Source organism: Paraburkholderia sp. AV2 (genome assembly GCF_054968425.1).
The window spans coordinates 13,955-37,548 of record NZ_JBANLK010000031.1 but is presented as its reverse complement, the minus strand read 5'-3'; the positions used below and the strand labels follow the sequence as shown (position 1 = coordinate 37,548).

At 59.4% G+C, this 23,594-nt stretch carries 19 protein-coding genes and 4 pseudogenes; 14 read left to right on the top strand and 9 right to left on the bottom strand.

All coding sequences use genetic code 11. From position 1 onward, the window contains the following. Positions 1–4 precede the first annotated feature (4 nt). A complete protein-coding gene (locus V8683_RS20595) occupies positions 5–382 on the top strand; it encodes a VOC family protein (protein ID WP_411188426.1) in 378 nt (125 codons plus the stop codon). 2 nt (positions 383–384) lie between these two features. Further along, positions 385–1,344 carry an oxidoreductase gene (locus V8683_RS20590; RefSeq protein WP_411188427.1) on the top strand — a complete coding sequence of 320 codons (960 nt, stop codon included), beginning with the start codon at positions 385–387 and terminating at the stop codon, positions 1,342–1,344. Positions 1,345–1,375: 31 nt separating this feature from the next. Here the strand turns inward: V8683_RS20590 and V8683_RS20585 are convergent, their stop codons facing one another. Continuing rightward, complete coding sequence (locus V8683_RS20585) at positions 1,376–1,516, bottom strand: SDR family oxidoreductase (protein WP_411190489.1); 141 nt, start codon at positions 1,514–1,516, stop codon at positions 1,376–1,378. Between V8683_RS20585 and V8683_RS20580 the strand changes: the two are divergent. The 4 genes and pseudogenes from V8683_RS20580 to V8683_RS20565 all read left to right on the top strand — a co-directional run. Then, a pseudogene (locus V8683_RS20580) lies at positions 1,511–2,041 on the top strand (IS5 family transposase); the annotation flags it as partial. The gene V8683_RS20585 and the pseudogene V8683_RS20580 sit on opposite strands and share 6 nt — an antisense overlap. Before the next feature lie 698 nt (positions 2,042–2,739). Beyond that, positions 2,740–3,666 (top strand): class I SAM-dependent methyltransferase, encoded by a 927-nt coding sequence (locus V8683_RS20575; RefSeq protein ID WP_411188428.1) that lies wholly within the window; start codon positions 2,740–2,742, stop codon positions 3,664–3,666. Positions 3,667–4,026: 360 nt separating this feature from the next. Next, the gene (locus tag V8683_RS20570) at positions 4,027–4,410 is read left to right on the top strand and encodes a hypothetical protein (protein WP_411188429.1); all 384 of its coding nucleotides are present in this window, start codon (positions 4,027–4,029) and stop codon (positions 4,408–4,410) included. A 205-nt stretch (positions 4,411–4,615) separates the two neighbouring features. Beyond that, a complete protein-coding gene (locus tag V8683_RS20565) occupies positions 4,616–5,491 on the top strand; it encodes a lipid A biosynthesis lauroyl acyltransferase (protein ID WP_411188430.1) in 876 nt (291 codons plus the stop codon). Positions 5,492–7,085: 1,594 nt separating this feature from the next. Here V8683_RS20565 and V8683_RS20560 read toward each other — a convergent pair. The 3 genes from V8683_RS20560 to V8683_RS20550 form a co-directional block, all read right to left on the bottom strand. Further along, complete coding sequence (locus V8683_RS20560; RefSeq protein WP_411188431.1) at positions 7,086–10,160, bottom strand: efflux RND transporter permease subunit; 3,075 nt, start codon at positions 10,158–10,160, stop codon at positions 7,086–7,088. Beyond that, positions 10,157–11,116 carry an efflux RND transporter periplasmic adaptor subunit gene (locus V8683_RS20555; protein ID WP_411188432.1) on the bottom strand — a complete coding sequence of 320 codons (960 nt, stop codon included), beginning with the start codon at positions 11,114–11,116 and terminating at the stop codon, positions 10,157–10,159. Before V8683_RS20555 ends, V8683_RS20560 begins: the two co-directional genes overlap by 4 nt. 89 nt (positions 11,117–11,205) lie before the next feature. After that, the gene (locus V8683_RS20550) at positions 11,206–12,570 is read right to left on the bottom strand and encodes a TolC family protein (protein ID WP_411188433.1); all 1,365 of its coding nucleotides are present in this window, start codon (positions 12,568–12,570) and stop codon (positions 11,206–11,208) included. Positions 12,571–12,921: 351 nt separating this feature from the next. Here V8683_RS20550 and V8683_RS20545 point away from each other — a divergent pair, with 351 nt between their 5' ends. After that, positions 12,922–13,983: a YncE family protein gene (locus V8683_RS20545; RefSeq protein WP_411188434.1), complete on the top strand. Its 1,062-nt coding sequence runs from the start codon at positions 12,922–12,924 to the stop codon at positions 13,981–13,983. A 390-nt stretch (positions 13,984–14,373) separates the two neighbouring features. Here the strand turns inward: V8683_RS20545 and V8683_RS20540 are convergent. Both V8683_RS20540 and V8683_RS20535 read right to left on the bottom strand, forming a co-directional pair. Beyond that, positions 14,374–14,980, bottom strand: a pseudogene (locus V8683_RS20540) (DDE-type integrase/transposase/recombinase); the annotation flags it as partial. 58 nt (positions 14,981–15,038) lie between these two features. Then, entirely contained in the window at positions 15,039–15,302 is a 264-nt protein-coding gene (locus V8683_RS20535) for a hypothetical protein (protein WP_411188435.1), read from the bottom strand. 137 nt (positions 15,303–15,439) lie between these two features. On the opposite strand from V8683_RS20535, the gene V8683_RS20530 reads away from it, so the two are divergent. Both V8683_RS20530 and V8683_RS20525 read left to right on the top strand, forming a co-directional pair. Beyond that, the gene (locus tag V8683_RS20530) at positions 15,440–16,837 is read left to right on the top strand and encodes an HdeD family acid-resistance protein (protein WP_411188436.1); all 1,398 of its coding nucleotides are present in this window, start codon (positions 15,440–15,442) and stop codon (positions 16,835–16,837) included. 145 nt (positions 16,838–16,982) lie between these two features. Then, positions 16,983–17,126, top strand: a complete 144-nt coding sequence (locus tag V8683_RS20525; protein WP_411188437.1) for a hypothetical protein — start codon at positions 16,983–16,985, stop codon at positions 17,124–17,126. Positions 17,127–17,308: 182 nt separating this feature from the next. Here V8683_RS20525 and V8683_RS20520 read toward each other — a convergent pair whose 3' ends face one another. From V8683_RS20520 to V8683_RS20510, 3 genes and pseudogenes are all read right to left on the bottom strand, one after another. Next, the gene (locus V8683_RS20520) at positions 17,309–17,662 is read right to left on the bottom strand and encodes a hypothetical protein (protein WP_411188438.1); all 354 of its coding nucleotides are present in this window, start codon (positions 17,660–17,662) and stop codon (positions 17,309–17,311) included. 155 nt (positions 17,663–17,817) lie between these two features. Continuing rightward, positions 17,818–17,945 (bottom strand): annotated as a pseudogene (locus V8683_RS20515) (LysR family transcriptional regulator); the annotation flags it as partial. A 75-nt stretch (positions 17,946–18,020) separates the two neighbouring features. After that, positions 18,021–18,485: an Rrf2 family transcriptional regulator gene (locus tag V8683_RS20510; RefSeq protein ID WP_411188439.1), complete on the bottom strand. Its 465-nt coding sequence runs from the start codon at positions 18,483–18,485 to the stop codon at positions 18,021–18,023. Positions 18,486–18,581: 96 nt separating this feature from the next. Here V8683_RS20510 and V8683_RS20505 point away from each other — a divergent pair, with 96 nt between their 5' ends. The 5 genes and pseudogenes from V8683_RS20505 to V8683_RS20485 all read left to right on the top strand — a co-directional run bounded on the left by V8683_RS20505 (position 18,582) and on the right by V8683_RS20485 (position 23,399). Continuing rightward, a complete protein-coding gene (locus V8683_RS20505; RefSeq protein ID WP_411188440.1) occupies positions 18,582–19,487 on the top strand; it encodes an NAD(P)/FAD-dependent oxidoreductase in 906 nt (301 codons plus the stop codon). A gap of 83 nt (positions 19,488–19,570) precedes the next feature. Beyond that, a pseudogene (locus V8683_RS20500) lies at positions 19,571–19,837 on the top strand (lipid II flippase family protein); the annotation flags it as partial. 177 nt (positions 19,838–20,014) lie between these two features. Then, complete coding sequence (locus tag V8683_RS20495; RefSeq protein ID WP_411188441.1) at positions 20,015–21,583, top strand: recombinase family protein; 1,569 nt, start codon at positions 20,015–20,017, stop codon at positions 21,581–21,583. Then, positions 21,580–22,488, top strand: a complete 909-nt coding sequence (locus tag V8683_RS20490; protein ID WP_411188442.1) for a plasmid partitioning protein RepB C-terminal domain-containing protein — start codon at positions 21,580–21,582, stop codon at positions 22,486–22,488. Before V8683_RS20495 ends, V8683_RS20490 begins: the two co-directional genes overlap by 4 nt. Beyond that, positions 22,485–23,399 carry a plasmid partitioning protein RepB C-terminal domain-containing protein gene (locus V8683_RS20485; RefSeq protein WP_411188443.1) on the top strand — a complete coding sequence of 305 codons (915 nt, stop codon included), beginning with the start codon at positions 22,485–22,487 and terminating at the stop codon, positions 23,397–23,399. Before V8683_RS20490 ends, V8683_RS20485 begins: the two co-directional genes overlap by 4 nt. Positions 23,400–23,594: the final 195 nt, after the last annotated feature.

Sequence of the window (23,594 nt, the reverse complement as noted above, 5' to 3'; positions counted from 1 at the left end):
AGTTATGCCTTCCGTCGATGTGACCTCCGACCAGCTCGACGCCATGGTGACCTTTTACGAAGCCATTCAATCCACTAGGTGCCGTCGCCGGATCGCAATGCCGCAAGCCGGAGTCCATGTCGCCGTCGTTGGCAGCTTCGTGTTGCTGGCTGGAGACGACGCTACGCTTGAGCCGTTACGTCCGGTTCAGGCCGTGCTCACAGTCGATTCGCTCGACGATATTGCCTCCGTGCTCGAGGCGCAGGGTGCAGAGATCGTCAAGGGCATTCATGAGAGTGCCGCCGGTGGTCGCAACCTGCTTGCCCGACATCCGGATGGGCTTGTCACCGAATACTACGAGCCGGCTGCCGTGCTTTCTTCGACCGAACAGACAGGAGCTTGATAATGACCACGATGCAGGCACCGCTGAACTCTGGGTTCGGATTCCATTCGGCAGCAGCCGATGTCATACAGGGCGTCGATCTGACTGGGAAAATTGCTATCGTGACGGGCGGATATTCGGGTATCGGAACGGAAACGACACGGGCGCTCGCGCAGGCCGGTGCCACGGTTGTCATTCCCGCACGCGATCTGGACAAAGCGCGTCAGGCACTCGACGGTATCGACCGCCTGGAATTCGCGGCGCTCGATCTGCTCGATCCGCTCTCGGTTGATGCCTTTGCCGAGGCATTCCTGAGCAGTGGCCGTCCGCTGCATTTGCTGGTCAATAGCGCAGGGGTGATGGCTTCGCCGTTTGCGCGGGACGGTAAGGGTTACGAGCTACAGTTATCCGCGAACCATATCGGGCATTTCAGGCTGGTCGCGCGTCTGTGGCCCGTGCTTCAGCGCGCGCAGGGTGCCCGTGTCGTTGCGCTGTCCTCTGGCGCGCATCGCAGGGCCGCGTTCGATTTCGACGATCCGCATTTCCATCGGCGCGCCTACGACCGGTGGATCGCCTATGCACAGGCCAAGACGGCAACGGCGCTGTTCGCCGTTGAACTCGATCGGCGCGGCGCGGCTGACGGTATTCGGGCGTTCTCGGTCCATCCGGGGCGGATCGAGACCGGCCTGCAGCGGCATATCAGCCTCGCCGACTTGCAGGCCTTGGGGTTCAGAAACGAGCAGGGCGAGATTCCGGCCGAACAGCGGCATTTATACAAGAGCGTCGCGCAGGGTGCTGCGACGACGGTATGGTGCGCCACGAACCCGATGCTCGACGGCAAGGGGGGAGTCTATTGCGAAGACTGCGATATTGCCGTAGCTGTCGATGCAGATCACACGGACTTGAACGGCGTGCTGCCGTGGGCGCGGGATACGGAGGCGGCTCGGCGGTTATGGACCCTGAGCGAGGAATGGCTCACCTGACGCCTCGCACGATTTTGCCTCGCATCGCTAGTCAGGCAGTCTGGATGGTCCCGCCATCGAGGACGTAGTCGACGCCGCAAGTGAAGCCTGCCCGCTCCGAAGCAAGAAATGCAGTCAGTTCCGCTACTTCCTCGGGCATGCCTGTACGACCGACCGGGACGCCGCCCAGCATGCAGGCGTATGGGGTCGGTTGCACCTGGCAATGCTGCGCCGACTGCGTGAGCACGACCAGGTTGATTGGGAGCGAGCGAGCCTTGATGCGGCCAGCGTTTCCAGCTCCCTGGGGCTGGAACCCGGCGCCAACCCGACAGACAGGGGCAAGCTCGGGTCGAAGCGGCACATCGTCGTAGATGCGCGAGGTATTCCGCTTGCTGTCACGGTCACAGAGGCCAACCGGCACGACTCGATGGCGTTTGAGTGGACAGTCGATGCCATCCCGGCGATGTCTGGACTGAATGGCCAGCCCCCCAATAAGGGCTACGACTTTGCCCGCTGTCGGCGTTACCTGAGGCGGCGCGGAATCGTGGCTCGTATCGCTCGCAAAGGGGGAGAGAGCAAGGAGCGGCATCGCTGGGTCGTCGAACGCGCTCATGCCTGGTTTGCCGGTTTCGGCAAACTGCGCATTCGTTTCGAGCGTCGTCTCGACATTCATGTTGCGTTGCTCTCCCTCGCTGCCGCTGTCGTCTGTTCACGCTTCGAGAGGGTAGCCGCGCTTCCTTCCGGAAATGCGGCCTCGAAGAACCGTACGTGCGAGTTTCGCCGCATACGGCTCGCGCGCGGCATTAAGCATCTCACCGATGCCGGTTGCCTCGTGCATCGGCAATCTTCGCTGGTGTCACATCGTTGATTCGTCCCGCTACCGAGACAAGGGTGCTGAACCGTGGCCCAACCGGTCTCTCACCAGCATCCCTTCAGTGAATCCCTGATGCGGGCCTACGATAGCCGCACCACGCGCATGTCAGCACCCTTTCAGGTCGGAGCAAATTTTGAATCCTTATGCCACTCGTTACGGGCACCCTTCGCTTCTTGCGCGTTCTCACTCCCGCTTTCCCAGCAGCGTTCCTTGCGGTTCACCTGCCGCCCCCATGTTGAATCAGCGAGACGGCGAAAAATCAGGGTTCCCGCGTCTCCATCCATCTCTACCGACCCGACTACTCCCGGGCCTGTCCGGTTAGCACCTGCTTCTTCCCCGGTGGCTGTCTGACTGGCGAAGCTGCCGCGCGCAGCTCACGGTATGAGCATCGCCAATACGGACGGAGCCCTTAAGGTTGCCATAAGTTCTGGCCGATATAGTTCAGGCTTACAAAACAACCCTCCGAACAACGCTTTGTTTCGGTCCTGAATGGGATCAGCTTATCCAGCGAATTTCCAGGCATTCTAGTGGACCTGCAATCGATGAACACCAAGCGAGAAGGCATCCAATCCGACCTCTGGGCCAATTGGCTTCTGCGTGAGCGATTTGCCGGCGATCCCGCTCACGAACGGGCTTTCCGTGCCGATATCAGTCGATATGCCGATCGTGTCATCGACGGTGCCAGGCTTGGGGCAGGCATGACCCTTGTCGACGTTGGCACGGGCGATGGACTGGTTGCGTTTCGCTCGATAGACCGCATCGGCCCCTCTCTGCAAACGATCCTGATTGATATTTCCGCAACGTTGCTTCAGCATGCCGAAGCAACCGCGATCCAATGCGGGGTTCGAGAACAGTGCACTTTTACCCAATGCTCAGCCGAGGCGCTTGAGGGCATTGGAAACGCCAGTGTCGATGCTGTTACGACCCGTGCGGTGCTGGCCTATCTACCCGACAAACCTGCCGTGCTGCGCGAGTTTTACCGTGTCGTGAAGCCTGGCGGGCGGATTTCCATCGCCGAGCCTATCTGTCGTGATGACGCGCTCGACGTAGTTGCCTTGAAGAAGACGGTCGACGCGCTTCCGGCCGGTACTGACGATCATATTTCCCGTCTGCTTTATCGCTGGAAAATCACGCACCTTCCCGGTACCGACGAAGGTATCGCAGCGAATCCGGTCACCAACTATAACGAACGAGACCTGGTGCGCTATGCCATGGATGCGGGGTTTACAGACATCCACATGGAATTTCATATCGACGTAGGTCCTTCGCCCACCACGTCGTGGGATGTTCTGCTGAAAAATCCGCCTTTCCCATGGGCACCGCCTCTTGGAGAGTTGCTTCACAATACGTTCACCAGAGAAGAGGCTCAACGCATTGAGCAAGCATTACGTCCGCTTCTCACTTCTGGCCAGCAATCCTTCGCCATACGTACTGCATTCCTGAGCGCGACAAGGCCACTTGCGTCATAGCAGGTGTGCTGCCGCAGATTCCCGATGCGAAGATGGCCTCGGCTCGCCATCTGGCGGCGTGTCTGGGCGATGAGTGGTTCGGATGAAGCGAGCGGTTTGTGCTGCGAATGCTGAATAAAAAATGGACGGTCCGCGGAAAGCGCCTGCGCGAACGCCAACATGAACAGATGGAACAGTAAGAAAACAATCACTCGATCGGAGGATACAGCTCAGCGTACCTTAAGCTTCCGGTGTTATCGTTGGATGGTATGCGTTGGGGAAAGATTTTTCTTCATACCAGTGCATATTTCGAACTGCGAATTGCAGCCGGGGTTTGAGCTGTGCCATCCGGTCGCCGAACAAGCATCAGGAAGAGTGTCCGTGCGCTATGACAAGAGTGCCAGGTTGATTCGTATTTTCCGCACCCACCTTTTCGTGGCTTCGCTTTCTGCGATTTGCATCCAGTTAATCCTCTTCGTCCCGGCAGCGATTTCAAATAAATCGACAGGACTTCAACTCCCCGAGTCGTTCAGGCTCTACGCTATTTCCCTGATCGTGGCCTCGGTGGTGTGGGTAAAGATCGTTGCTCGACGGGCTTTTGATCGTGCTTTGGCAAACCGGGACGCCGTTTTTTACGACGGTGCCTCACCCACTGTATCCGTTTCAAAGCACTGCATGCGGCGCAGACTTGTGCTGCTCCATGTCGGCCTTTCTGGTTGGTCAAGCGAGCCGGTCGGCCGGCAGACGGGGGGCAGCCGGGACTAGGTGGTTTTCACGGCAGTGCGTTCGACGAGATTGCCCGGACCGTTGCGTCCGTTCAGTCGTACATGCACTCCGGTAAATATTCGATTCGATTATGGCATGTCGGACTGGAACGAAAGCACGCGAATGAAACAGCGATGGACAGGAGGCTCGTCTGCGTCGTGTATGACCTTGCGTTCGAGACTTTGCCATCAATAAGGGACGGGCTTTGAAACACTTCAATCGTGCGCTTATCGTGACGTTGCTGCGCCTACTCTCCGTACTTCCCTATGGGTTCGTAGCGCGGCTCGGAGTGGGTGTTGGAACTGCGTTATATGCGCTGCCGAGCCGCCGCAAGCATATCGTCCATGTGAATCTGCATCTCTGCTTCCCGGAGAAGAGCGGATGTGAGCGGCGGAGACTCGCAAGAGCTCATTTTCGCCATGTTGTTCGCAGCTATCTTGAGAGAGGCATTCAGTGGTTTGGCAATGCCCAGTCGATGCGGGACATCGTGCAAATCGAGAGCAGGATCGATCTTGATGACGAAGTTGCACCACCCACCATCTTCATGGGCTTTCACTTTGTAGGCATTGAGGTCGGCTGCATGCTCTACTCAACCCGCTACCCTGTGGCCTCACTGTACACACGTATGTCGAACACGGTCTTATGCGATGTGGCCAGGCGGCAACGTGGTCGGTTCGGCGCCGAAATGATTGAACGCGCGACCAGTGCACGAAAGATTGTTGGCTTGCTGCGTTCCGGTAAGCCCGTCATGCTTGCAGCGGACATGGACCACGGTGTCGACGGTTCGGTCTTTGTGCCTTTTTTCGATGTTCCCGCGTGCACACTCACGGCTGTTTCGCGGCTGGCGAGACTGGGCGGCGCGCGGGTTGTCCCGTTCGTGACGGAGGTGCTTCCGAAGTATCAGGGGTACAAGCTGACAATTTTCGAAGCACTTGCAGATTTCCCGTCGGGGAATGATGAGGTCGACGCGCGACGCATGAATGCGTTTCTCGAGGAGCAGATCATTAGGCTTCCAGAGCAGTATTACTGGGTGCGCCGACGTTTCAAGCACCGCCCACCGGGAATGGATTCGGTATATTGAGAGTTGTACAGAAGGATTTTCTGGCGCCTGTTCAACTCTGGTAGTTGTTGTTCCTTTCATAACGCCGTCTTCGACACAACCGGGCGATGCTAGTGGCCGCTGCCGTGCCCGCCGCCCCCGCCGTGACCTCCACCGTGTCCGCCCCGACCTCCTGGCCCGTGACCCCACGGACCCCCGTGGTCACCATGCCAGCCACTACCGCCATGCCAACCATCGCCACCGTGCCAGTAGCCGTGGCCATACCGGCCGCCATAATGATCGTAGCCGCCACCGCCGCCCCAAACACCGCCATAGGCGGGTTCGTAGCCCGGTGCGTCGCCATAATAGTTCGTGAACCATGGTTGGTCGTAGCCATATCCATAGTCATATCCATAGCCCTGGTCCAGCGCACATCCCGCCAGTAGTATTGATACTCCTGCCGCAAGAACGAGTTTGTACATTGTGCGTCTCTCCTTCCTGATTAGAGAGGGCCGGGACATGCCAGTTTCTCGAAGGATGGTGAAGTTTATTTAATGTGAACCAGTCCGAATTCAGCTGCGGAGGCGCGGTGGGGACGCTTTGGGAGGTCCACATCGATCCTGGCAATCTCGCCGATTCACGTATCAGGAGGCGATCGAACCAGAACTTCAGAAATACGTATGATTAACCCACAATCGCGCGAGGCACGAACCCGATGATATAAATTGGGGGATATGCGTGTAGGCGTCACCCTCCGGTGGATTTGTATCAATCCATTTCTTTATTGCCAGAGCACTATCATGGTCAACGTCAAAATCAGGCTATAGCAACCTCGTCTGGCACCGCGCCGCACACGGATCGAAGTACCGGGTTGGGGCGGAACGAAGGAGTCGCGGCGGGATGGCTCTCACGAGCAGGGTTGGCGTTGTTTGCCGTTCGTGGAAGGCGCACAGTACGGGATTGAACTCTTCTATCCTCACGACAGCGAGGTTCGGGTCAGCCGCCGTGATGGTCAATTTGTCTTCGAAGGGAGGTTCGGCCCTAACCCCGAAACTGGTGTGAACTGGCCACCATTTCGCGCTTTCGGCAAAGGTTACCATTGCACCTGTTCCATTTCCGGTGACGCTCTACGTGATTGCTGTGCCAGTTCCGCGTTGTGGGCTTTCAGTGTCTCGACAGCGTTCGGAATGGGTTGAAGCAGGTCGGATAGGACGCCGCCGACAAGGGTGCCTGCGGTGCAGCGACATCGGCCGCAGCGTGTGCACCCGTACTTCCCAGGGTGGCAAGGCCGGCCAGTGTGCCAGACAGTCCCGCGATCTTGCGCTCCATCTGATACTCATTTTTTGGGTGAGTTGAGGTTTTCGGCGGAAAGGCGAACGAGGTAAATCCGCCGGCATACGCGCGGCGCGGCGGCTACTCTCCAGGTGCCTTTCATTGCGCCGTGCGAGAAGCTCGTGTCGTGAGGCACATAGCCCCGTTAGTCGGCAGATTCAGATCGCGTCGTTGCTGGCAGCCTCTCCTGCGTTCGTTAAATTTGTAAGAGCCCGTAGTGCCTCGCGTGGCACTGCTTGCAGGGGGCGTCCTACGTTGACCGTTTGCGGTGCCCGACTTCTGGGCGCCCGATCAGGTACGCAGTTCACGACTCCTCCTTCCGGACACGGTTGCGTCCGAGGAGACCAATTGTCACAGGCATGGCGAGCAGTACGAGCGGCAACTGCACGAGCGCCCCCGAAATAATCGCGATAGCCAGCGGCTGCAGCATCTGATCGCCCGATCCGCTGATTGAAGCACCTAACGGAACGAGCGCGAATATCATCGCGAGGGTGCTCATCAGGATCGGACGAAGCCGATTGAGCGCCGCCTCCTGTATTGCGACGCTTGCGCTCATCCCTCTGCGCAGCATCTGGTACTCCGAAACGAGAAAAATCGCCATCTCCGTCGCGATGCCGACGATCATCACCATGCCCATCATGGCCGTGATGTTCAGCTCGACGCCGGTCAGCCAGAGGCCGATGAACACGGCGCCGGTCGAAATAAGCGAGGTGGCCATGATGACCAGCGGAATGGCCAGTTCCCGGTACAGAAATAGCAGGAGAACCAGTTCCGCGGCGACCGCCACCGCGAACACCTTGATCATTCCCCGGGCCGCCATCTGCTGTTGCTGCCAGGCGCCACCGAACGTATAGGTCACGCCGGGCGGAATGATGCCGGGTTGGTCGAGCGCCTGCCTGACGGTGGCAATGGTTGAACCCAGGTCATGCGACCCGCCGATCTGCGCCGTGACGGCGACGATCTGGGCGAGATTGTCACGCGTCAGCTGCGGTTGTCCGGAAACGAACTGCACAGTCGCCACCGTGCCAAGCGGAAACAGCTGACCATCCGGCGTAGTGATCGGGAGTTCGCCAAGCTGGTCCCTGTAGATCGGGTCATGCGGCGCGTCCAGCCAAAGCCTGACCCCGACATCCTGTGTCGTACCGAGGTAACGGGTGACCACCTTGCCGTTCAGATAATGGTAGACCTGTGCCTCGACATCGGCGGATGTCATTCCCTTGAGGGACGCTGCTGCTGGATCGACGTGAATCTCGAGCGCGTCGCCAGCGGGGATCACACCGTCATTCACTGATGCCGGCTCGATGCCCGGAACCTTGCGGATGGAGTCAGCCACCTTCTTCGCGACTTCACCGAGGACATCCGGATCCTTTGCGCTCAATTGCACCACGACGGGTTGCCGACGGCCCACCATGTCGCCGATCATGTCGTCCATCAACTGGTGGGCGTCGAAATCGATTCCGGGCACGAGCTGGGCAATATCACCGGATATGCCATCCATGACTTTCCAGATGTCGGGGCGTTTTGAAGGATCCACTAGATGAACAAAGAAGTCGCCCTGATAGGTTTCCGTGAGATCGCCCCCAAGTCCTCCTCCGGTGCGGCGCGAGTACGTATCCACGTAGGGGCTTTGTTTGAGCAGCGCCTCGACCTGCTGGAGTTCGCGGTTGGTTTCGCTCAGCGACGTGCCAGGTGCCGTGTTGTAGTCGAGCACAAAGCCGCCCTCGTCCATGCGGGGCAGAAAACCCGTGCCGACGTGATGGTAAGCCACATAACCGACACCAGCGAGAACGAGCAGGCCAGGAGCAATCAGCCAGGGACTGCGAAACAACTGGTCGAGCAGCCGCGCATGAACTTGCCGCGCCCGCGTCTGTCTGCCGTGGCCCGGATCCGACCATTTACTGAAGTCGATTAGCATCCGCGCGAGCAGCGGCGAGGCGAATGCGGTGAGCATGAAGGAAATGATCAGCGACACCGCCATCGTCAACGACAGGAACTTGAAAAACGCACCGGTGACGCCGGAAAGGAAGGCGAGCGGAATGAAAATGATGGTGGTGGCGAGTGACGAGCCGAGCAGGGGAGAGAGAAATTCCCGTGCGGCCTTAAGCACGGTTGCATCGGGGTTTTGCTGATCCGGGGCGCCGGCGCGGCGGGCAATGTGCTCGATCATGACGATTACGTCGTCGATGAGCAGTCCGATGGCGGCAGCTATGCCGCCGAGCGTCATGATGTTCAAGGTCATCCCGAACATTGACAGGATCAGAATGCTGCACAGCACGGACATCGGTACGATGATCATGGCCACCGCGGTGACGCGCCAGTTTCTGAGGAAAGCGAAAAGCACGCCTGCGGCGAAGACGAGACCGATGGCGATAGCTTCCTCGAGAGCTGAAATCGACGAGCGGACAAGTTGGGTCTGGTCGTACCATTTGTAGAGGTGAATCTCTTTCGACTGCGTTTTCATAAACGCATCGAGGCGCTGCGTCACCTGCTTCGCGAGGCCCAGCGAATCCGAATGATCCTGCTGAAATACGTCGAACGTGACTGCGGGATGACCGTTATCGCTCACGAGCAGCCATTGAGGCTCCGATCCCATATTGATCCGCGCAATCTGCGCGAGGGGCACGACCCCCCCTTTACCCGTTCGGATCGTCACCTTGCGTACCGCGTCGAGCGAAGTGTACGCATTGTTGCCGACGGCAAGATAGAGCCGATCGTCATCCTCCAGCCGGCCAACCGCTGTGACGGTGTTGGTATCCGACAGGGCGCGGGTGACATCGGCCAGCGTAAGACCATAGGCCTGGAGTGTTTGCGGCTCGACTGAGACCTGCACCTCGGGTGTCTTGCCGCCCAGCACGCCGATGCGTCGAATACCGGCTATGCCGGTCAACAGCGGTCTGATCTGGTAGTACGCGATCTGCCGCAGTTCAGAGGACGGAATACTTCCGGAAACCAGTGCGTACGATACAAACGGCATGATGATGTTCGGGCTCATCTGGATCGCGCTATAGGCTGTTCCCTGGGGAAGATCGGGCATGCGCTGCGCGAAGGCTGCGTCAACGCTCAGCAATGCCTGATTCATGTCGAATCCCCACGGGAAGTCGACGAAGATCTCAGCCGATCCTCGCGAGGTTGTCGACGAAACGTCCACGGCCCCGGGCACCGCACGTGCGGCCGTCTCCAGAGGTTCCGTCACGTCGACGAGCATCTGCCTGGCGGGCATGCTGCCCGCATCCACCTCGATGCGGATGCGGGGGAAACTGGTGACGGGAAACAGTCCTACCGGCAAATTCACGGTGGCATACACACCGGCGAGCGCGAGCACGAAGGCCACACAGAGTACCGGAAGCCGATAGCGCTGAAGCCAGGTGGCAAAGCTCATTGGGCCCCCGCGTCGGACGGAGCGAGTCGAATCCGGTCGCCGTCGTCGAGCTGATAGTTGCCGGACAGCACGACTGGCTGTCCAGCGTTCAGCCCGTCGCCAGCGACGACATCTTCCTTGCCGTGAATGCCGACGATCGTCACAGCCACCTTCCGGGCGGTCATGCCATTGGCTTGCACAATATACGGATGCCCTTTGTCGTCGACCAGAATCGCCGCGTGTGGCACGACATACCCTTCCAGATTGCCGACTGTGATGGTGGCCCGTGCGGTTTCTCCCGAGAGGAGGCAATTCGCGCTTGCCGCGATCTCCACCGGGACGAGACCCGTTGCCGGATCAATCAGTGCGCCGCGCTGCCGGACGGTGCCGGAACACGTCCTCCCCGGGCCAGTGGCCGATATCTGTGCCGGGTTCCCGGGGTTGACCTCGACCGCGGCGGGCGGCACGAGACCGACCTTCAGGACGAGGCCGTCGGGCCTGGCGAGCTCGACCAGAGACGTACCCGCCGACGCGAGCGTGCCAGCGGTCGCCGCAACGTGCACGACGATCGCCTTGTAAGGTGACCTTATGATCGTAATCGCACCGGCACTGTCGGCAGTGAGTGCAGCGAGGTTTGCGTGGGCGTCGCTTGCGGACTTCTGCGCGTCCGCGAGTTGCTGGGCTGTCGCCAGGTGTTGAGCGAACAACTGGCGGGTACGCGACGCTAATTGCTCCGCGACGCGTGCCGCCGACTGAGCCTGCGTGTAGCCCGCTGTCGTCTGTGGGCTTGGCGCAAGCTGCACCAGTGGCGCGCCGGCGTCGACCTGCTCGGCCTCCCGGACGAAAATTATTTTCACGGCTTGCGATGTAGTGGCCGTTACACTATGGATTGCCTGCGCGGGGATCTGCGCAACGCCGTAGGCATCGATCGTGTGCGGCAAGCTCGCGTGGTGCAGTGTGGTGGTCGTGACGAGCACACTGGGCGCGGGACCTGGTGCATCTGCCAGACAACGCGCTGAAAACATGACTAATGTGAGGATGGCAAGGGGTTTGAGAGGCATCGTGATTACCTCGTTTGATCAAGCGGAGCAATGCGGGCCGAGGGTAGTCCGAGACCCAGTTCCAGTGCGAGCGCGACGCGCGCTTCGTCGAGTCCGCGTTCGAGGTCGAACACCTCGGTCGTTCTCTGCAGTGAGGTCGTTTCGTAGTCGGTAAGCGTACGCTGGTCGATATCTCTGCTTTCGTAGGCACTCCTTGCCGTATTGGCGTGAGATCGGGCGGACATTGCTGCTTGCCTGGCTGTCTCAAGAGTCGCGGCGATGCGCTGACTTTTCGCCTGGAGGCCGAGAATGCTGCTGACGGTATCGTCGAGTTGTTGCTGATACTGTTCATGCAGGAGCAGGCGGGTTGCCTGTGTCTGTGCGACCTGCCCCTGGTTGTGGTCGAAAATGGGAAGGTCGAAGGTTACTACCGGGCCGGCTGATCTGATGTCCGACGTATCCGAGCCCCAGGTTCCTCCCAGCACCAGTGCGGGAAACTGTCCGAGGATGGCTGCTCGCACGCTTTCGTCGGCAGAGCGATAACCAAGCTGAAGTGCAACCAGGTCCGGGCGTCGGCTTTGGACATTGGCTACCAGCGCGTCGGAATCGGCGGGAAGGGCGGGAAGGTTGGGTTTGGCAATGGCAAACCGGACCTCGGGCTTCATGCCAAGAAGCGCATCGAGGCTCTGCCAGTTGGCCGACTGTGATTCGCGCAGCGATTCGAGCGACCGCTCGGTCGTGGCCTTTGAATCCTGCACGGGGGCGAGATCAGCAAGGCCCATGTCGCCGGCGGCGACCGCGTTGCGCACGTCGGAAGTCGTTTGCGATACCAGGGCGAGTTCCTCCTCCATGGCGGAGATCGAACGGATTCCCCAGTACAGATCGACAGCGAGAAGTTGTGCCTTTTGCGCAACCTGCCATTCTTTCCAGAGCAGATTGGCATTGACCTGTTCCACGCCGGCGCGCGCGGCGGCAACGCGTCGGCGATAGGTTACGAGCGAGGCAATGTCCTGGGAAAGGGACGCCGTGTACGCGCCGGTGGTGCCGGGGCCACCGAGCAACGCAGCATATCCGAGGCCGACCGATGGGTTGGGAAGCATCGCGCTCTGGATCAGTTGGGCTTCGGCAACTGCCTGTTCGCCTCGCTCGGTCTGTAGTTCAGGGGCGTTGAGTATAGCGAGCAAGCCAATCTGTGCGACGGTCAGCGGTCTGGTGATGTCGATGTCGGTCGCAGCAGTCTCGCCCGCAAGCGCGGGAAGGGTATGCCGGATGTTCTCGATATGCTCCGCAAGCCGGGCGTGTTGCGCTAGCGGCAACGGCTGGTATGACGTGCATCCGGAGATGACTAGTGCAATTGAAAATACAGCCGGATTGGAAAAAATCTTTCTCACGATGTTTCGTAATGCTGTCGCACGAACAGTGTCGTGTGGGGAATCGCAAGGCGGCTAACAATGACCTCATCGCACGCCCACTATCAATCGCCGGATAGTAACTGGCTTTCGGGCATGGCACGTACTGATTTTCAGCGGTTTTTCTCGTAATTTTTGTGTCTTGCAGCGCTTAAGGTTGAGATAAGGCTTGATCGTCTAGACTGTCGCGATTCTGCGATTTCGTCGGGGACTGCGGACTCAATTCCTCCGGAATATCGCCCGGCTTCCGGTTGATCCGATATCTCGATGCGTTGCTTCCCGGTCTGTTGGCTTCCGACAACTGCATGCACTGTTCAACCTATCCGTGCAAATATGCCATTCAACATCTCAACTATCGGCGCACTCATATTCTCTGCGACGTGTGTCGTTACCGCTCATGCGAATGGGCTGGAACATTTCGTCGGCCGAATCGATTTACCCGGCGTGCCACTGAAGAGCTTTGATATTGGCTTTGCAACTGGTGGCCTATACGCATTGGCTGATCGGTCAAATGCCTCAGTCGACCTCGTCAACACACGAAATCACAGGTTCGTGGCAAGACTTGGTGGATTTGAAGGAGCGCAAAGTGATGACCGTGGCGGCCCTAACGGTGTGCTCCTCATCGACGGCCATCAAGTCTGGGCGGGGGACGGAAACAGTAGTGCAAAGATTATCGACATCGCTGCGCACACTGTTACATCGGTTTCGACCGAGGGTGTCAAACGAGTGGATGAACTCGCGTACGATCCGCGAGATCATCTGGTGATTGCCGCTAACAACGCCGACGAACCGCCTTTCGTGACGCTGATTTCATCGCGGCCACCATACGCCGTCCGTTCGAAAATCACATTACCCATGGCAAGCGACGGGATCGAGCAGCCGGTCTGGGACGCGAGAAGCGGCATGGTTTATGTTGCGATTCCGAAGCTCGACAATAAGCCCGCCGATGGAGGAGTCGCAGTGCTGGATCCGAGGCAAGGGCGGCTTGTCAGAATGGATCATGTATCGAAGTGCATGCCGGCCGGACTCGCTGTGGGGCCGGGAAACCAATTGCTTGTCGGATGTAGTGATGATGCCGTGAGTGCGGGCTTTCCCGCACGAACGTTATTGCTCAATGTGGACACCGACGAAGTGAGCCGGACCTTTGGGCAAGTCGGTGGATCCGACGAGATCTGGTATGACCCGGCGTCGGGACATTATGTACTGGCTGCGGTAGGTAACCCCGGTGGACCCGTTGTCGGGATCATTGACGCGCGCCGAGTTCGATGGATAGGCAACGTTCCCACTGGAAAGGGCGCGCATTCGATTGCCAGTGAGAACGGGACCATTTTCGTACCGGTAGGCGCGGGCAGCGCTAACTGCCCGAGAGGATGTATCGAGGTTTTCGGGCATTGAGGATCCGTTGGGCGAATGATCGATCGCACCGTTGCCGATACGCAGCGGACACACTCGTCGACTGGTCGGCGAACGATGCGGCCGGAATGATCAGCGAGATGGCGAAGACCGCGCTGGGAAGGACGAGACTCATGGTATTTCCCCCACGTCCACAGCGTCGAAGGATGCCGGGGCGCATCGACTCCATAGTTCGGTTATGGTCTGCCATCCTTAAGCAATCCTTAAACCATGCTTAACGTGGTGGATAAGGTCGTCTGGCGCGGGGCGGTGTGAATGTTCTTGATGTTGCAGCAGCAAGGGCGGGCCGGTTTATAGTGGAAGGGGAATGGTCGGCTCCGTAGGAGCGCGGCGATTGATGCTGGAGTTGACCCTGTAATCCCGGACACAGCGTCACACTAAAGTTGCCGAATCCATCGAGCGCCGAAACTCGCGGGGCGAGCAGTATTTCAGCACGCTATGGGGATGCTTCTCGTTGTAATGCTTGAACGCGATGGCCAGGTTGCGTGCCGCGGTCGCTGCATCTGGCTCCGGCATGAAGGCGACGTAGTCGCGTTTCATCGTCTTGACAAAGCTCCCGGCCATTCCGTGACTTTGCGGGCTGCACACCGGCGTGGCCAATGGCTTCAGGCCGATGGCCACCGCGAACCGACGTGTCGTCGGCCGTATAGCCCGAACCGTTGTCGCTCGGCCACTCGATTTCGGACGGTGTATGCAACTCGTTGCCAAACCGGTTTTCCACTGCAGCCAGCATCACGTCGTGCACGATGTCGCCGCTGTGAGCAGCCGTCGCGGCCACCCAACTCATCGCTTCACGGTCGCAGCAATCCAGAGCAAACGTCGCGCGCCGCGGTTCGACGTTGTCACAGCGAAATTCGAAGCCGTCCGAGCACCAACTCTGATTGCTGTGCGCTACGACCACCTTGTCGTCGTGGCGATGTTGCGGCCGAGGCGGAATCGCTCGGCGCTGCATCAGCAGCCCGTCCGTGCGTATGATGCGATTGTTGTACTTGGTCGGGGGACGCAGCGCGGCCAGGAGTGGACACTGGTTGAACCGACTAAACCGACGCTCGAACGGCGGCTGAGCGTTTGGGAATCGCCATTCCTTGGGTGGCGAAGATAGCAGCGTCGCCACGCAAAGAGGAAGCGCCCATGTTCGCAAAATAGTGAAAGCCGTCCTGCTCAGACGCCAACCTGTTATCTTTTTGCCGAACAGGAAAGGTTAGGGCGCCATCGTTGTATTCGGCACCCGCTTTCACCCAGCGTTCCGCGCTTTCGCGCACCATCAGACCGGCGTTGATCCATTGGTATCGATCGAACATGACGGCCTCATCGTCAAGTGTCGGGGTTGGCGGTGATTTCGAATGACCGCGCGAAAATGGCGCAATGTAACTGTCCTGCAATACCATACGTCGTATTGAGGGTTTCTAGCCGCATCCGATAGTGAGAGCCGAGAAAGATGGTCAAACTGATCCTGATTCTGCTAGGCACGGACTTTCTGCGCAATCGCTGGTGCAGCCTGATGGTGGCGGGCGTGCTGTTGTCGTTGCTTGGGATCGGCGTGCTCATCGATGCACTGGACGGCGCGCTGGGCTTTCCCATTTCATGGGTTGGCTGGCTTTTGCTCGCCGAGGGGCTCGTGACGCTTTCGGTGGCATGGTCGGGCGTGGGTGGGCAGCGCAGGCTGCGGTATGCGAAGGGAATCACATTCGTCGTCGCGGCGGTGCTGATCCTGGAGGGATCGCATCATGGCCATTTCATTCTTTCTGTGTTGATCGGCGCGGTATTTCTTAGCGATGGCGTATTGCAGGCGGCATCCGCCCTGGTGGTGCGTTATCGGCGCTGGCGCACCGCGCTCGGCTTTGCGATCTTCGAAGTCGCACTGGCCGTCTTCATGTTTCAACCTTATCCGACGCACTATATCGGCACGGTGCCGTATTGCGTCGGCGCGCTGTGCATTTTCGCGGGCTGGAATCTGATTCTTATCGCCTTGCGCGTGCGTAAGCTCACCCGCAACCCCGCGCTATCGGGCGAAGCTGACGCCGCAACGGCGAGCCTCGAAAATGCTCACGATGCACCGGCGCTTCCCGCGTTCGACAAACACGAATGGGACGGTCCGCCTGCCGACGACGAGCCGGCGCTGACGGTGCATGTGTGGACGCCGGTAGGTTCGTCGAAGCAGGAAGTGCAGCGGCGCTTGCTGGTGGATCGGTATATCGCGGCCGTCGGCCGGAACGGCGTGATTTCGACGGGACACGCCGCGCTCGAATCGCCGGGCGGTATATATGTGAGTCTTTATCCGGCAATCGAGATAGATCGTTCTCCAGATGATTTCGCGCGTCTGCTGCGCGCGACACGAGAAAACGATGTGCCCGGCACGTTTCAGCCAAGCTATACGATCGAGTCGAAGGCCTGGTGTCCTTCCACTGTGCGCGTGCGCATTCGCAACTACGATCCGCTGCGACTCGAACGGTTCTGGCGCATCTACAAGGAAGATGCGACCTATAACCTCACGCATCGAAACTGTTCCAGCAGCGTGTCACGCGCGCTCGAAGCGGCACTGGAAGGTGCGGCGGGCCGCCTGTATGGCGCACGCGCGGGCTGGGGCGCCTTGTTCAGGATGATCGTGACGCCGGAATTGTGGGTTGCCGCGCAGATTCGCAAGCGCGCCGTCACCATGGCCTGGACGCCAGGGCTCACGCTCGACTATGCCCGGGCACTCAGCATGATCGCCGATCCGCGGCCTTACGCCTGGCACAAGGTCGCACGTCTGGCCATCGCGACCATGCGCCGGGCGCGGCAAGACTGGCGGGATGAAGCGCGGCACGTGCACGACGACGCGACAAACAAGGCATGAAGGAACGCGACATGGATAAAGGTCTAGATCCTCGGCTTCCTTGCGCGCGTGGCGTTCCTCGTTGGGGCGACGGGCCTTGAGGCGTTGACGTGAGAGTTGGGCGATTACTTCGCCGGTGCTCGCGCCGGGCGGAATCTCGTTGCGAATGACCCTGGACACCATCGGCGGACCCATGCGTATCGACACCACACGCGAGGACGATATCGGCCACCTCGTGCGTGCAATCGACGACGTGGCGCATGGCCTCTGGTCGCGCTCGAATCCGGGTTCGTCTCCGGTTGTCGTCTGATGCGAAAGCCTGGGGGGGACCGCTGTGCATCGTCAAGAGACATCCGTCAGGCCGTGCGTGGAACGGCCGATGCGGGTCGGCTACGGCCAACTGCATCGGGCGGTAGTCGGCCGCCACCAACGGCCAGTCGACACCGACACGTAGATCGTTAACAATCGTGGCTACACATTTGCTCCGGCCATCTACAGATGAAGGTATCGCGAGATTTCGGAATCGTTGTCCGACGAGCCGCACTCACGGCCAAGAATGTCGATCTCTCGACGGTTATGGCGGAATTTAATTTGCGGACATACTTTGACGAATCTAGCAATCTGATCTCGCTTGGTCCGTTTTTCGGCGGAGATGCCGCAGACGCGTGTATGAGGTCTTTGGAAAAGCTCGATCTCGCGTACATCGACGATTTTTTCATCTTCGAAGGGTTTGTGCCCGACTGGTGTTCGGTCGAAGTCTTTTGAAACGCAGCCGCCGACGAAATGCTTGTGAGCGGCCATTAAGAGGCGTTCGCCGCGCGTGTCGACCAGACGCTCAGGCGGCATCTCAACCGCCGAGAACGGACGTCCTGCTAGCGCACATGCTTGAGCCGGCGCTGCCCCCCGTGCCAAGGAGTTTGCGAGTTGGACGCGCCACTAACTCGCGCACAGCGGCACCCGTGATGCCGCGCCGTGAAATTCACATTGTCGACGAGAGAGCGAAGACTCGTTTTCGCGTCGTCCAGGTCCACGAGCAGACGAATCGCCCGCTCGCAATACGCGATGCATCAGGTGTGACGGTGATTCTGTGAGTCGTCCGATTTAGAAGCCTGACGCGCAACTGTGCTTCGCCCATGCGGCGGGGCTAGCGTTGGAGCAACGATCGCTGCCCGTCTTGGCATCAACCCTCGCTGGCACGCGAACGTCACCGACTCGTCGACCGGGACCGGCGCTTCGTCGACGTTGACCTGGACGTGGAGGCTTCGAAGTCGCGCGCGAGCATCGCGATGGTGACTTTCGCGAATCTCGCGAGCATGACGGTCTCGGCTTCCTGGAGCGTCTCTGAAAGTTGCGCATTCACCGCCTGTTCGACAAGACATTCCGGGTGATCGTGCGAAACGAGGTCCGAGAAAAGCGGTGGTTCACCGACTGCGCGATAGACGTCCAATAACGTAATGTTCTCAAGCGGTTTGCCCAATACCCATCCGCCGCCGTGCCCCTTTTCTGACGTGACATAACCCATGTCGCGCAGACCGCCAAACAAGCGTCTAACAACGACGGCATTCGTATCCAGCATCTTGCCGAGCGCTTCGGAAGTCAACGGGCCATCCGCATACTTCAGGTGAATCAGCGCGTGCAGGGCCCGTGATATGCGGCTATCGGTTTTCATCCTGGGGGACTATCTCATGAAACATTTGGAGTTGCGTGATAGTGTAGCACGGCGCTATCATGCAACCAGACAAGTTACTTGAGAAGGAGGAAACCTATGTCAGCACATTACGATGTCATCGTGATCGGTGGCAGCTTCGCCGGTCTTTCCGCCGCGATGCAACTGGTGCGCGCGAGACGGCGTGTACTGGTGCTTGATGACAGGCGTCCACGCAATCGCTTCGCACCACACTCGCATGGGTTCCTCGGACAGGATGGCAAGGCGCCAGCCGAGATCATCGGCGAAGCGACAGCCCAACTGGCGGCGTATCCGACCGCGCGGATCGTCGCGAGGGAAGCCAGCACGGCAGAACGTATCGGTGATCGATTTCTCGTCACACAAGGCGATGGGAGCACTTTGAGCGCGGATCGCCTGATTCTCGCCACGGGCGTTCGCGACGAACTACCGTCCGTGCCCGGCCTTGAAGAGCGATGGGGATTTTCAGTACTGCATTGTCCATACTGCCACGGCTACGAAGTAGGAGACAAACGGCTCGGCGTTCTGGCGACACACGCGCTTTCAGTCCATCAGGCGATGCTCGTTTCTGATTGGGGACCGACGACATGGTTCACGCAAGGCATCGTCCAACCGACGCCCGAAGAGGCTGCTCTGTTCGACACCCGTAACGTGCTCATCGAGCGGACGCCCGTCATCGACATAATCGGAGCTTCCCCCAACATAACCGGATTGCGTCTCGCCGATGACCGGGTCGTCGCTATCGATGCACTCTTCGTCGCGCCCCGGACGCGAATGGCGAGCCCACTCGCGACACAGCTCGGATGCGCGTTCGAAGAAGGACCGATGGGCCCCGTTATCCGTGTGGACGAATGGAAGCAGACGAGCGTGCCGGGCGTGTTTGCCGCCGGTGACGCTTCGAGTACCTGGACAAACGCGACGTTCGCATCGGCCGCGGGCGTTGCGGCAGGCGTCGCAGCTCATCGTTCACTCATCTTCGGATCGTAAGCGGTGAAGCCGATTGCTGTCGCTGCACCTCTTGAGGCGAAGCGCACGCCAGGTAGCCTTCCGCTGCCCACGTCCGTCGAACCGGGATCATCGCCTTGGTTTCCCGGACGGCAAATTCCTTTCAGGGACCATTCATAGCGAAGCGGGTTGAGCTCGATATCGCTCATCACATGGAGCATGGTCTGCTCGGCGACTTTCAGCTTTTCCTGCTGACCGCCATTCTGGCAAGCACTGTCGGCGCGTTTCTAATTCCCACGTTCCGGCGTTATTTCAGCCGCGCTGTTGATCACTTTCAAGCAAATCACTCGATCCCTCGTCTGCTACTCCATATCTTCAATCGTGCAGCCGTGGTTCCTTATGTGGGCGACTGCATATTGCGCGGCGATGCCGTTTCATCAGAAACGCGGTGCGTCCTCTGAAACCAGGAGCTGGCACCCCGACATTCTTCGAAATGCCCAGAAACGGTCATCACACTGAAACGCGATGAGTCGCAGCATCGGCTCCGTAAGGGCTGGTGGGAGAAGAAGATGGCGTTGGAGCCGGTTCGCGAGATACGCAGGGACGGTCGCGACGATCTGGAACCGGTCGCGCAATACCTGCGCATGTCGACCGATCACCAGCAGTACTCAACGGAGAACCAGCGCGCCGCGATTTCCGAATACGCCGACAAACACGCCATGCGTGTTGTACGCACCTACGTCGACGAGGGAAGGAGTGGGCTGACCTTCAAGGGGCGCCCAGGCCTCAAATCCCTGATTGCGGATGTGACACAGGGCCGGGCCGATTTCCATGCAGTTCTTGTTTATGACGTCAGCCGCTGGGGGCGGTTCCAGGATGCCGACGAAAGCAGCTTTTACGAGCAGCTCTGCCGCAGGGCGGGCATCCGGATCATCTATTGCGAGGACGATATTGCCAACGATGGCAGTCCGGTCGCCGGGCTCGTTCGCCAGGTGCGCCGGATGGCATCAGGTGACTTCAGCCGCAACCTGTCCCAGAAAGTGTTTGCAGGACAGCGCACGCTGGTGCTGCTCAGGGTCCGGCAGGGCGGCACAGCGGGCTTTGGCATACGTCGTCAGCTTGTTGATGCGCAACGCCAACCCAAGGAAATCCTTGCCTTGCGACAGCACAAGAGCATCCAGACTGATCGGGTCATTCTCGTGCCTGGTCCCTCAGAGGAGGTGTCGATCGTTCTGAACATGTACAGGCGGTTCGTCGGCAGCCACTGGACCGAGCGCCAGATCGCGGGTTACCTGAATGAACAGGGTATCCGTACCGATCTGGACAGACCATGGACCCGGGGGACGGTCCACCAGGTTCTCACGAACGAAAAGTACATCGGCAACAACGTCTGGAACCGGACCTCGTTCCGGTTGAAAATGGAGCATCGGCGAAATCCTCCAGAGGAATGGGTACGCTGCGACGGCGCATTCGAGCCGGTCGTCCCGCTGGCGCTGTTCAGGGCGGCACAGGAAATCATCGCCGCGCGCCACGCCCGCATGACCGATGACGAGATGCTTGATGCGCTGCGTTCGCTGCTCGCGCGAACCGGATTCCTCTCGGGCTGGGTCATCGACGAACATGAGGACATGCCTTCAAGCGGGGCCTATGCCTCGCGCTTCGGTGGTCTGCTGCGAGCCTATTCGCTGGTCGGTTTTCGGCCCGCGCATGACTACCGATACCTTGTGATCAACGAGGCGCTACGCCGTCTGCATCCCTCTGTTGTCGACGAGATTGTGCATGGCATCGAAGCGGCAGGGGGATGGGTCGCGCGTGGCGAAATTGCAGACCTGCTGCTGGTGAATGGCGAATTCACCGTGTCGGTGGTTGTCGTCCGCTGCCGGTCGACGTGCACCGGACGCCGGCGTTGGGCGGTGCATCTCGATCGAGCCCTGATGCCTGACGTCACCATCATTGTGCGCATGGATTCCACGAACACGTTCGCATATGACTATTTCGTGTTGCCATCCATCGACTTCCCCGAGGACGTGCAGGTGCTCAGGGAAGAGAACCACTTTTTCCTTGAGGCCTACCGGTATGACGATCTGTCGATCTTCTATGGACTGAGCGCACGCACACCCTGCAGGGAGGCGGCATGAAAGATGAAGTGGGCGAAACCGTCGAGCTGATCGACGTCGACCGGATCCGGGTACTAAACCCGCGTGAACGTAACCGCCGGGTTCATCAGGAGATCGTGCGCAGCATCGAATCGGTCGGCCTGAAAAGGCCGATCACCGTATGCAGGACTGACGAGACGGCCCATACAGGAATCTATGACCTTGTGTGCGGTCAGGGCCGGCTGGAAGCGTTCATGATTCTCGGGCAGAAGAAGATTCCCGCGCTGGTGATCTCTGCGCCCGAGCGCGAGTGCCTGATCAAGAGTCTGGTTGAAAATATCGCCAGACGCCAGCCACGCGCTGTGGAGGTGCTGGAAAACATTTCGATCCTGCGGCACCGTGGTTATTCGAATGCGGAAATCGGCCGCAAGATCGGCTGCTCTGCTGAGTGGGTCAAGGAAATTGGGATACTCCTTGATCGTGGTGAAAAGCGCCTGCTGGCGGCTGTTGAGGCGGGCCAGATGCCGCTCAGTCTCGCGGTCGATATCGCGCGAGCGCCCGACGCCGAGTGCCAGACCCTGCTCATGGACGCCTATAACCGCAATGAATTGCGGGGAAGGAAGGTCGCCGTCGTCCGCAAACTTCTCGAACTGCGTGCGAAGTCCGGCAAGACGTTGAGCAACAACGTTTCATCCCGTTCGCGTAGCAAAGCCTACAAGCCGGACGAGCTGCGCAGGCTCTATGAGCAGGAGGCCGCCCGGCATCGGGCCGTCGTCAAGCGGGCAGAATTCACGCAGTCGCGGCTGATCGGCGTCATCGAAGCCTTTCGCGATCTGCTGCAGGTCGATGAATTCGTCGATCTGCTCTCAGAGGAGAGCCGTAATTCGATGCCGGAGTTTCTGAAGCTGGCAGCCCTGAGAAAGGACGGAGCGGGAGTCGGTACATGAACATGCTGCAAACCCCGAAGCCCGTTGCATTGGGCTTCGAGCAACATTGCGTACGGCTTGATCTCGCGTGTCTGCGTCCGAACAAGACGCTCTCCGAGGGCGTATGGAAAAGCGTGAAGTACGCGCAGATCCTCGCTTCGGTGAAGGCCATCGGGCTGGTCGAACCTGTCGTGGTCAGGCAGCATCCCGCCGAAGCCGGCGCCTGGCTCGTTATCGACGGCCATGTGCGGCTTCATGCGCTCAGGGAGTGCGGTGTCGGCTTTGCAGTATGTCTCGTCGCGCTGGACGACGAGAGCTTTACCTATAACCGTCACTTCAACGGGATGGCCGCCGTGCAGGTTCACCGGATGATCGTGAAAGCCCTTGACCATGGTGTTCCGGCGGAAGATCTCGCCTGCGCGCTCGGGATATCGCTGGATGCCATCAAGGTGCGCTTTCGCCTGCTCGACGGCGTCTGTGACGAAGCCGCCACCATACTCGGCGACAAGCAGTGTGCGCTCGGGGTGTTTCAGGCACTGAGGAAGATGAAACCGTTCCGCCAGATCGATGCGGCAACACGGATGGTCGACTTTAACAACTACTCGTCGAAGTTCGCTCAGGCCATGCTGGAATCTTCACCACCCGACCAGCTCGTGGAGAGCGGTCAGGTGGTGCCAAAACGTAACGGCTTCGCCGAAGCCAATGCCCGTCTGGAAAAGGAAGTAGCAACGTTGCAGGCGGAAGCCCATCTTTACGATCAGAGCTATGGGCGCGACACGCTGCAACTGATGATGCTGACCAATTATCTCCAGAATTTGCTGGCGGACGCGCGGATCGTGCTGTGGCTGTCCGAACATCGCCGGGACTATCTGGCGATGTTCAAGAAGATTGCAGAAATCAGGACGCTACCGGCTGGCACAAACGACGCATAGCAGGGTACATCGGCAGTTCTCACGCACTCGCGCGCCGGGTTTTATCGGCATGAATGATGTTGAGCTTTCGTGGTTGGATGTCCCTCGCAGGGTTAGCTCGATGTAGGCGTCACGCATTGCCTGTGCTGATCCTCGCTTGTGCGTCAACGGGTGACGCTGTGCAGCTTCCCGGCGCCATGCACTCGCCGCACCGCC